Genomic DNA, 9,787 nt, shown 5'->3' on the forward strand with positions numbered 1-9,787 from the left:
AAAAGGTCAGGCGCTGAAAGAAGTTCCGCAGCCACAGGTGCTGGTGGCATTCGGGTTATTAAAAATAAAACCGCGGGCGTCCAGGCCGTCATGAAAGTCAATGGAAATACCACTCAAATAGAGAATATGGCGTTTGTCTACGACAACCTCCACTCCGTTTGTGGTAAATAACTGATCGCTTTCCGAGCGTTCATCAAATCCCAGGGAATAGCTGAGTCCGGAGCATCCCCCGCCCTTGACGGCAATCCGCAAATAGAGATGTTCGGGAACAGCATCCTCTCGGGTGATTTTTTTAATCTGAAGCGCGGCACGCCCGGTCAGTTGTACAGGAGTCTCTCGATTCTGCTCTGTGGGGGTTTCTTTTGCAAGGTTCATAAAAAAGTTTTCTACTTGCCGGGGTTGATCCGGCATTTGTGATGCTTTATTTATACGAAGTCCAAATATACAAATTGCAAAACCCAATTTGAAGTTCCCTGGGGATGGAGAAGCCTGCAGTGACACCGCTATTTGTTAGCAAAAACGCAACTCAGGCCGAGAGAGAAAAAAAATCGGTCTGGTTCTTCTTGTTGAGCCGAAGAATGCCGAGGCTGGTGAGTGTGACCAGAATATGTGAGGCCTTGCTTTTCTTGATATCGGCAAAACTGGAGTATTGATCGACGGTTATGTCGGGATACTCGTTCAGATAGCGGAAAAGCTTTTGCTCGTCGGAGCCATAGTGGAAGGAGGCGCCGTTATCGGACGATTGCAGGTGCAGCAGCTGGACCATTTCGGCGCTGGCGCGGGTGCTTTGATCTTCGATACGCACGTATACGGCATCTTTTTCCCCGTTTTGTACGGTCACCGGTTTTTCTTTGGCCTCATCAATATAAACCATCAGAACTTCCCGGCTATGGAAGGGGATCACATGCATCTGATAGGAAAGCGCCGGGCTGCAAAGTTCATGGGCCGCCTGCTCGAGATAAAAATCCTGTTCATGATAACTTTCGACGCCGGTTATGGTCTGGTCGTCATCGACACCGATAATCAGATGTCCGCCGTGAGTATTGGCAAAGGCTGCGATTTCACGGGCAATTTTTTCAGGAGAGGAGATGGATCTTTTGAACTCCAGCAGTAAACCTTCACCGGAACGTATCAGATTTTTCAAATCCCGCAGACTCACGGAGCCGTGGATGGGGGCGTGTTGATTCATGATACTGGCAATCTGATTGGCTATGTAAAGAGCGATACTGCAATATAACGAACGAAATGCTAAAAAATGACCTCCTCCTTGGGTGCCCGCGTCATCAGGTGGTGAACACCGGCCTCCGGGGAGAGATCTTCGAACAGGACCTCGTACACTTTCTCGGTGATAGGCATACTGACATCCAGTGATTTTGCCCATTTAAACACCGAGCGGGTGGTTTTGATTCCCTCGGCAACCATATTCATGGACCGGGTGATTTCCTCGAGCGTTTCGCCCTTGCCGATACGGTACCCGACATTGCGGTTACGGCTGTGAACACTGGTGCATGTTACGATCAGGTCGCCGATCCCAGTCAGGCCGGAAAAAGTATCCTGGGAAGCGCCGAGCCTGATTCCGAGGCGTCTCATTTCGGTGAGTCCCCTGGTGATGAGGGCGGCCTTGGCATTGTCCCCCAGCTCCGCCCCGTCGGCAATGCCGGCGGCAATGGCCATGATATTTTTGACGGCTCCGGAGACTTCGACCCCGAGGATGTCGCGATTGACGTACACACGGAATGTCGGACCCATAAAGATTTTCTGCACAAACTGAGCGGTCTGCTTGGAATTGGAGGAGGCAACTACGGTTGCCGGCATATCCCGGCCCACTTCTTCGGCATGACTGGGGCCCGACAACACCGCGATGTAATCGTCGCTTATGACCGGCTGAAGCACTTCCGCCAGCACCTGGCTCATGGTCAGAAAACTGTCCATTTCAATGCCCTTGGAGACAGAAACCACCCGCTCCTTGCCGGTTAACAGCGGCTTGATGGCTCCGGCCATATCACGTATGGTGTGCGAAGGCGTGGCGAAGACGATCAGATCGGCTTCAGAAACGGTTTCATCCAGATTGGAATAGGCGGTAACCGTTTCAGGTAAAACAACTTCGGGGAGATAAACGCCGTTCTTGTGATGATCCCGGATGTTAGCGACAATTTCTTCCTCCCGGGCCCACACCCGGACCGTATGCCCGTTAATCGCAAGCAGTCGGGCAAGTGCCGTTCCCCAGCTCCCAGCTCCGATTATACTGATATTCACGCCTTTTCCTCCTGGTTTAGCCGTCCTTTAGCAGGTTTGAATGAGCGAATCCGGTTTTCGTTGCCTTCAATAAGCCGGCGGATATTGGTATGGTGCTTGACGATGATGCCACCGGCTACAATCGCACTGATGATTATCAGGCTGCCGTCTATGGGGAACGAGAACCCGTATTTAAGCATCAGCAGAAAGAGCGGATACGAAAAGGTTGCGATGATGGAAGCCAGTGATACATAGCGGCTTGCAAAGAGTATGATAACAAAAACTCCAATGGCAAGTGAAATGGAGATGGGCTCGATGCCATAGAGCATACCCGCCGCGGTGATAACACCTTTACCGCCCTTGAACCGGGCATAAAGCGGGTACATGTGTCCGCCCACCGCAGCGCCGCCCGCAATGAGGCGCATAAACACGTCGGTTTCCCATATACCGCTCCAGATGCCGATGGTAACGGGCACTTCTTGCGGTACGGCACCGGTGATGTACCCCAGCTGGCTGATGAAGTAGGCTGCGGTGAAGCCTTTCGCCAGGTCAATAAGGCTGACAATGGTTCCCGCCTTCCATCCCAGGATGCGGAACGTATTGGTTGCACCGGCATTACCGCTACCGTGTTCGCGGATATCCACTCCTTTGAACACTTTGCCAACCCAAACCGAAGTTGGAACAGAGCCCAGGAGGTAGCTCAATACAATAATTATGATGAAAGATAACATACGATCTTCAAAATCAGCCCGATGAAGGCCTGGTATTCAGAAAAGTAAAATCCTAAAATATCATTTTTTGGGCTTCATCCTATGCTGAAGGGGCCAAATGTTTTTCCGCGTGATAGGAAGAACGGACAAAAGGTCCGCTTTCCACATGCTCGATTCCTTTGCTTTCGCCGACCTCCTTGTAGGACTCAAACATTTCCGGGTGGATGTACTCCTCCACCGGAAGGTGCATTTTGGTAGGCTGCATGTACTGGCCGATGGTCATGATATTAACATCGGCGGCGGAAAGATCGTCCATCACCTCGAATACCTCGGCGGGGGTCTCGCCCAGGCCGACCATGATGCCGGTTTTGGTGCGCATACCCTGCTCCTTTGCAATTCTGAGCAGCTCCAGCGACCGGTCGTATTTGGCCTGCGGCCGGACTCTGCGGTAGAGCCGGGGGACCGTCTCCAGGTTGTGGTTAAGAATCTCCGGCCGGGCATCCAGAACCGTTTGAAGCGCATCCCAAAGGCCGCGGAAGTCGGGGATTAAAACCTCGATGGTGACGCCGGGAATGGCGTCTCGCAGCCGATAAATCGTTTCGGCAAAGATGGGGGCGCCACCGTCCTTGCGCTCATCACGGTTTACCGATGTGATGACGACGTGCTTCAGATCCATCAATTTGGCCGCCTCGACAACGCGGTTGGGCTCGTCCCAGTCCAGTTCCCGGGGCGGACGCCCGGTTTTTACAGCGCAAAAGCCGCATGAGCGGGTGCAGACGTCACCCAGAATCATGAAGGTGGCGGTCCCGGCATTCCAGCATTCGGCCATATTGGGACAGCGCGCCTCGGCGCAAACCGTGTGCAGCGAATGATCTTCAATGATGTCGGAGATTTCCTTGTAGATTTTTCCGCCCGGAATCTGGGAGCGGAGCCAGTCGGGTCGGCGCTTTCGCTTGACACCGGGCTGATTCGAAGGCTGGTGGCCGGCATTTTGATTTATTGCGGGATTGCCGGCAGAGGGGGTGTTACTGGTTTGACCGCTTCGGGCGGAGGGTTGCGAAATGACGTTCAATTCTTTGATCATCAACAATTTCTGATTTTGGATATGTGCTGCACTAAGCGCACCGCGATTTTCGGGGTGCGGATGTAATAACGATTACAGTGTAATGGCAAGCATGTGTAAAATAAGCACATCCCGCCGATTCTGAAACTTTGGTATCGGAGTCCGGCGGAAAAGGGAGATATCAATCCCGGAAGGCGGGACGGGGTGAAAAAGACGGCATTTCATTATGGGACATAGGCCGGTGCAAATTTGTCAGATTTTTTTGTAAGGAATGGGGCTTTTCGTGATCTATAATAAAAACAGGTGTTTATGCACTTTGGAGAGTATTGTTCGATCAGCTTTTTTTATACCTGGCGAAAAAATGATTCTGTTTTGAAGGAGTGCGGTATTGTCGCCATGGGAGACTTATACGGGCACAGGTAGTATTTATGGATGTGCAAAAGGCTTCACGGTTGGACTTCTGAAAGGTTGTGCAATTGGCGCCGGGGTCGGTGCTGTTTCGGCTGGCCTGGTGGGAGCATCCACATTCTGTACCAGTTAATAAATGAACATCAACTTCAAACCGCTACCAGGAGCAGTTATTCTGACTCCTGGTAGCTTAACAATAACTCATAACTTCTGCTGAAATGGAAAAGAGCATGGACATGAAAACGAGTATCCTGGATGCCCAGACAGATAAGAAGAGCAGGAGCCTGTTATCCAGGGGTGTCTCGATAATTGTGACAATCATCGGGACATTTGTCTTGATCTATTTCACACTGACAACCCTTATAAAAAGAATCAGTGTGACTGGTGTGGATGCGTTTCCGGCACTCTGGCAGGACTGGGCGATACTCGCATCGATTGTGCCTACATCGTTTTTAATCCTGATCAGCTTTTTGGCTTTGCTGAAGGATTTTGAGTTGCGGTCGGGCCGGGACTAGCCGGTTCCCGGTGGTGCAGCAAGCTTGGGCCGAAAACGGCAACAGCAGACGTATTGTGAAAGCTGTCTCAGTTATCCGCTTGATTCGACTGAGACGTTTCTGACGGAATACTGGATCCGGCAGTGGCATTAAACTGTTTCAGGAATAGCGGGATCAGTACGCTTTTGATACGCTTTAGAGATACCGGTTCATTGAGCAACTTCTCAAAGCTGGTCACCCCACCGTCGTTGATACCGCAGGGGATGATACCGTTATAGTAGTCAAGGTCGGTGCGAACGTTGAGAGCAAATCCGTGCATGCACACATAGCGCGAGCATTTGATGCCGATCGCGCAAAGCTTGTTGTTTTTGACCCATACACCGGTTCGCCCTTCGATGCGCTGAGCGGTGATCCCGAAATGTGCAGCCGTGCGCATAATCACTTCCTCAAGGGCTTCTATGTATCCTGCCACTCCCAGATTGAACCGCTCAAGGTCAAGTACGGGGTACCCTACCAGCTGCCCCGGACCGTGATAGGTAATGTCTCCGCCCCGGTCGGTTTTAACCACCTCAATCCCTTTCTGCCTGAGAATATCACCAGTGAAAAGCAGATTGTTCCAGTCACCGCTCTTGCCGATCGTGTAAACGTGCGGGTGTTCCACAAACAGAAGATATCCGTCGGGCTGGGCGGATGGGTCCGATGACCGCGTAGATGGACTCCGTGTTGGGATGGATGGAGTCGGCGACGAGCCAGAGTGCGGATCGCCGGGGGCGTCATTCTGATGCAAGTTATCGGTCTGTGCTGTCTGCGTACCCCGTTTGCGGGCGATCAGCGCCTGCTGGAGGGCCTCCTGATAGCGCCAGGCTTCCTGATACGGCATCGAGCCGAGATTAATAACGTGGATATGAGGTTTCATCGGTGTAGCTATTCCGGCGTTTGTGGGCCGGTCGGCCCTGCGAAGCCAAGTTACGAAATTTGTGAGTGAACCGGACAAACCGTTCTCTGGCCGCCTCATGCTTCGCCTCCCATCAGAGATACATCGCAAAGTATATATTCGGGCAAAAAAGGAAGGAAAAAGTCTCAATGAGTACATATCCGAGAAGCTCTCAATGACTACTTAAATCCAGGCTTACATGCAGGGGATCACGTAATGGTATTCCAGTCAATTACTCTTTCGATAATGTAAGTCCGATACTATGCGAGGGTCCATTTTTTTTTGCAATCGTGACTCAAAACTTTGCAGATTGGTGGTTTTTTTTTACACTGATTAAAGGATATAGTGCAGCATCTTTTATTTTTTTTCCACAACAAACATAATCGTGTGATCTGATACAGAGAAGCCGAACGTTTGCAGATCACTCAGAATGTCGGATTACCCGCCGGGATCGTAACACCAGGGTGCAAAAAAATCCCGGTTATTCAAATAGTTCGATTGAACCATCATTCCAAATGAGAAGGTTCCGGAAACGGATCAGAAGCGGAGGGACGTATGAAGCAAAGGATATTCATAACAATGATAACTCTGTTAACCCCGATGCTGCTGAAAGCACAGTTTGCAGGCGGCGATGGCAGCGAAGCAAACCCTTATCAGGTGGCCACTTTGGAGCAGCTTCAGGCCATCGGCGAGCACGAGCACCTGGACAAGCATTTCATCCAGATCACCGATATTGACGCCACAGGGACTGCCGACTGGAACAACGGAGCGGGTTTTGAGCCGATTGGGGACCAGGAGCACCCTTTTACCGGCACATATGGCGGCAACGGGTTTACCATCGACGGACTCCATATTAACCGGGCGCGAAAGAACGACACCGGTTTGTTTGGAAGGATACACCAGGGCGCCGTATGGCGGTTGAAAATGTCAAATGTTTCCATAACCGGAAAAGATAATACAGGAGGATTGGCTGGCGCACATAGCGGGAGTATCTACGATGTACACGTTTCGGGTTCGATTACCGGAATACAATTTGTCGGTGGTATCGCAGGAAGCAGTGTTACGTTTGGAATCGAAAGGAGTGCATTGATAACAAACAGTTCTGCACAGAATATCAGTGTAGTAGGGAATTCACATGTTGGCGGGTTGGCAGGCTTTGGATCACCGGATATTCGTTTTTCGTTTGTTGACGGGCGGGTGGAGGCAACAAACGGGTTTGTCGGCGGGCTGGTGGGTGCCTTGTGGTGTAATGATTATTCGGGTCATATCGCGTCATCATACGCCCTGGCAGATGTGAAAGGAGATACCTACGTCGGTGGAATAGCCGGTGAATTGGTGTTGGTGCTTGAAACAGCAGAAAAGGTGGAAGACGGATCTGCTGTTGCTGAAGCCCAATCCATGCCTTGCCGGTTCAACGAGGTGTATTCGGCTGGAACAGTGGAAGGTGAAGGGCATGTGGGGGCCATTGCAGGCATGAATCATAGCTTTTTATATAGCAGCATCTATTGGGACACGGACCAGACTGATTTTGAGCAAAATGGGATAGAGGAGGAAAACTCCGAAAACGGCATCGGGTTGACCACCGAACAGATGACCGGTCCGGATGCTGAAGTTCATCTGCAGGGATTTGACTTTGAAACCACCTGGGCTACAACGAACGGCTACCCGGTACATCAGCCGCACGATTCGGTTTTGATCAGCATCAATCACCTGAGATATAATTTCGGCGAGGTGGGTGTCGAGGATGATGCTGGCGAGAAGGCGATCCTGATCAAAAATGTCGGCAATACGGAAGTGGAAATATCAGCTGAGCTTCCTCCGGGCAGGTTTGGCGGGTTTGAAATGACCACCGACGGCCAGGGAGGAACATTGATGCCGGGCGAGGTTCATGCCATAATGGTTTCTTTCAAACCCGGGGAGGTAAGGGAGTATTCAGGAAGGCTGGAACTGACACATACCGCCAGGAACTGGTCAAGTCCGATGGTTATCTGGTTTCAGGGAAAAGGCGCGCAGACAACGTCAGCGACACCCCCGGGGATTCCATTCCAGACGGTGCTGCACCAAAACTACCCAAATCCGTTTAATCCGGTAGCGGTGATTCGCTATGACCTTCCGGAAGATCGTAAGGTTTCGCTGGTTGTCTACGATGTGATGGGACGCCGGGTGGCCACTCTGGTTGACCGTGCCATGCCGGCCGGATCGCACACCGCTCTTTTTGACGCCTCTGATCTGGCCGGCGGAGTCTACCTGTATCGATTGACCGCCGGTGATTTGACTCAAACCCGGCAGATGACGGTGGTGAAATAACCGGTTTTTTGCATCTATGAACCATCAAGCGATGGACGTATGAAATGATCATGACCGGTCAATCATCCGTACACACAGAAGTATGATTAAAAACGGTCATGTCATTCAATCTGACTTTTAAATCAGAAACGTCAAAAAGATGAACCGAAGGTCGCGAAGCGCTATGAACATGGCCGGGTTGGTGCCAAGACAGACAGGCGCATGATTTAAACCGGTCATGGAATTGCATGTGTCCGCTTAATCAAAAATTTTGAACAGATGAAACAGTGAATTCCCATCTATGTGATTACTCTGCTAACCTCTGTCTTCCTGTTTCTTTCTGATTGGCATTGGCTTTTCCCGATAGATAACACATTCAGGGGCAAAACATGAGTCAGGACAAGCACTTCATCCAGATCGCCGATATCAACGCTTCGGAAACGGCAGACTGGAATGACGGAAAAGGTTTTATACCGGTCTGGCTGGCCGGATCCTTCGATGGCGGGGGATATGTCATATCCGATCTGTACATTAATCGGCCGGATGGATGCTGTGTAGGCCTGTTTGGTTCTGCATACATGGCGAAAATTGCAAATATCGGTCTTGTGGATGTGCACATTGTCGGCCGGGAAAGTGTGGGAGGAATCGCAGGAAAAAGTTATTTAAGCGATATCTCCAGTTCGTTTGTTACCGGAAGCGTGACTGGAGATGGCAGGCAATCGTCTTCAGGCCGGTGCATATACGGTGTCCCGGAAGATGCTGTTTGTGAAGTGAGAGGCTGCCGACTATCCAAACCGATTATCCGTTTAGCGTCTGTAAAAATATTATGCTGCTAGTGGATTTTTATTATTCAAACATACTATTTTATATACAAACACGTTCCAATGTTTAAGTAGTTATAAGTCACTAACTACTTTGAAGTTTCACAGTGTAAAAAAATAAATGTAAAATTTAATATTTATTCGACTATGTTCTATAAAAGCATTGCAAGATTTTTAAAGCCAAAGTCTGCTAGTTACATTTTTGTACTCTCATTTACAATCCTGGCTTTTTCTTTTACATCATGTAACATATTTGATAGTGATGAGGGTGAAGTATATGTAATTATAAATATGAAAGCCGAAGACGGGGCGTTCTACAGGGACGGTTTACCGGGAGCGAACCCTGATCTGGTCGTCTCGCTGGGAGAAAATGTACGACTCAACCTGGAGGTAATCAACGGAACCCACGACTGGGTTGTGGACGAGTTTGATGTTGCTACCAGGCAGATCGGCGAGGGAGAATCCCACACAGTTGAGTTTCTGGCTGATGAAAGGGGTGAGTTCGAGTACTACAGCAGCACCGGGTCTTATCGAGAAGAAGGAATGTATGGCACGCTGAAAGTGCAGTAACCTGCTTTTGCAAGTCGCGGTGAGGTTCGCCTCATCGGCGGACTTGCCCGGGTAGCTACTGGACATTCCTGGCCCCACTCGGGCCCTCCCGAAAATATCGATGATTCTTCGGGTGCAAGGCAGAATAATTCCAGACGAACGCTCGTCGGTTTCAACCGCAAGTGTAATATTTTGTTGCTTTGGTACTTATGAACTGCAGCGCTGGTTAAACCTGGAACATTATTTAACCAGCGTCATTTGTCGGGTTTCGGTAAAGTCACCGGCTC

General features: G+C 50.3%; 10 protein-coding genes. 4 read left to right on the plus strand and 6 right to left on the minus strand.

The annotated features are described in order from the left end of the window. Positions 1-6 precede the first annotated feature (6 nt). From QA596_12315 to lipA, 5 genes are all read right to left on the minus strand, one after another. Positions 7-375, minus strand: a complete 369-nt coding sequence (locus tag QA596_12315; GenBank protein MDG5768241.1) for an iron-sulfur cluster assembly accessory protein — start codon at positions 373-375, stop codon at positions 7-9. Positions 376-526: 151 nt separating this feature from the next. Then, positions 527-1,189 (minus strand): ATP-binding protein, encoded by a 663-nt coding sequence (locus QA596_12320; protein ID MDG5768242.1) that lies wholly within the window; start codon positions 1,187-1,189, stop codon positions 527-529. Positions 1,190-1,248: 59 nt separating this feature from the next. Next, positions 1,249-2,256 carry an NAD(P)H-dependent glycerol-3-phosphate dehydrogenase gene (locus QA596_12325; GenBank protein ID MDG5768243.1) on the minus strand — a complete coding sequence of 336 codons (1,008 nt, stop codon included), beginning with the start codon at positions 2,254-2,256 and terminating at the stop codon, positions 1,249-1,251. After that, positions 2,253-2,966 carry a glycerol-3-phosphate 1-O-acyltransferase PlsY gene (plsY, locus tag QA596_12330; GenBank protein MDG5768244.1) on the minus strand — a complete coding sequence of 238 codons (714 nt, stop codon included), beginning with the start codon at positions 2,964-2,966 and terminating at the stop codon, positions 2,253-2,255. Before plsY ends, QA596_12325 begins: the two co-directional genes overlap by 4 nt. Positions 2,967-3,045: 79 nt before the next feature. Then, positions 3,046-4,029 (minus strand): lipoyl synthase, encoded by a 984-nt coding sequence (lipA, locus tag QA596_12335; protein ID MDG5768245.1) that lies wholly within the window; start codon positions 4,027-4,029, stop codon positions 3,046-3,048. 623 nt (positions 4,030-4,652) lie between these two features. Between lipA and QA596_12340 the strand changes: the two genes are divergently transcribed. Beyond that, positions 4,653-4,931, plus strand: coding sequence for a hypothetical protein (locus tag QA596_12340; protein ID MDG5768246.1), 279 nt, complete (start codon positions 4,653-4,655; stop codon positions 4,929-4,931). Between the two features lie 67 nt (positions 4,932-4,998). On the opposite strand, the gene lipB is transcribed toward QA596_12340, so the two are convergent. Then, complete coding sequence (lipB, locus tag QA596_12345; protein ID MDG5768247.1) at positions 4,999-5,826, minus strand: lipoyl(octanoyl) transferase LipB; 828 nt, start codon at positions 5,824-5,826, stop codon at positions 4,999-5,001. Between the two features lie 597 nt (positions 5,827-6,423). Between lipB and QA596_12350 the strand changes: the two genes are divergently transcribed. The 3 genes from QA596_12350 (at position 6,424) to QA596_12360 (ending at position 9,521) form a co-directional block, all read left to right on the plus strand. Next, on the plus strand, positions 6,424-8,151 hold the full coding sequence (locus QA596_12350; GenBank protein ID MDG5768248.1) for a T9SS type A sorting domain-containing protein: 1,728 nt from the start codon (positions 6,424-6,426) through the stop codon (positions 8,149-8,151). Between the two features lie 368 nt (positions 8,152-8,519). Beyond that, a complete protein-coding gene (locus QA596_12355; GenBank protein ID MDG5768249.1) occupies positions 8,520-8,966 on the plus strand; it encodes a hypothetical protein in 447 nt (148 codons plus the stop codon). A 276-nt stretch (positions 8,967-9,242) separates the two neighbouring features. Continuing rightward, positions 9,243-9,521, plus strand: coding sequence for a hypothetical protein (locus tag QA596_12360; protein ID MDG5768250.1), 279 nt, complete (start codon positions 9,243-9,245; stop codon positions 9,519-9,521). Positions 9,522-9,787: the final 266 nt, after the last annotated feature.

The sequence above is a fragment of the Balneolales bacterium ANBcel1 genome (genome assembly GCA_029688905.1).
In the GTDB taxonomy this organism is placed as follows: Bacteria; Bacteroidota; Rhodothermia; order Balneolales; family Natronogracilivirgulaceae; genus SLLW01.

What these genes read in the sequence shown, in the direction of transcription:
- QA596_12315 (MDG5768241.1), bottom strand. Translation starts at nt 375, where the DNA reads ATGAACCTTGCAAAAGAAACCCCCACAGAGCAGAATCGAGAGACTCCT.
- QA596_12320 (MDG5768242.1), bottom strand. Translation starts at nt 1,189, where the DNA reads ATGAATCAACACGCCCCCATCCACGGCTCCGTGAGTCTGCGGGATTTG.
- plsY (MDG5768244.1), bottom strand. Translation starts at nt 2,966, where the DNA reads ATGTTATCTTTCATCATAATTATTGTATTGAGCTACCTCCTGGGCTCT.
- lipA (MDG5768245.1), bottom strand. Translation starts at nt 4,029, where the DNA reads ATGATCAAAGAATTGAACGTCATTTCGCAACCCTCCGCCCGAAGCGGT.
- QA596_12340 (MDG5768246.1), top strand. Translation starts at nt 4,653, where the DNA reads ATGAAAACGAGTATCCTGGATGCCCAGACAGATAAGAAGAGCAGGAGC.
- lipB (MDG5768247.1), bottom strand. Translation starts at nt 5,826, where the DNA reads ATGAAACCTCATATCCACGTTATTAATCTCGGCTCGATGCCGTATCAG.
- QA596_12350 (MDG5768248.1), top strand. Translation starts at nt 6,424, where the DNA reads ATGATAACTCTGTTAACCCCGATGCTGCTGAAAGCACAGTTTGCAGGC.
- QA596_12355 (MDG5768249.1), top strand. Translation starts at nt 8,520, where the DNA reads ATGAGTCAGGACAAGCACTTCATCCAGATCGCCGATATCAACGCTTCG.
- QA596_12360 (MDG5768250.1), top strand. Translation starts at nt 9,243, where the DNA reads ATGAAAGCCGAAGACGGGGCGTTCTACAGGGACGGTTTACCGGGAGCG.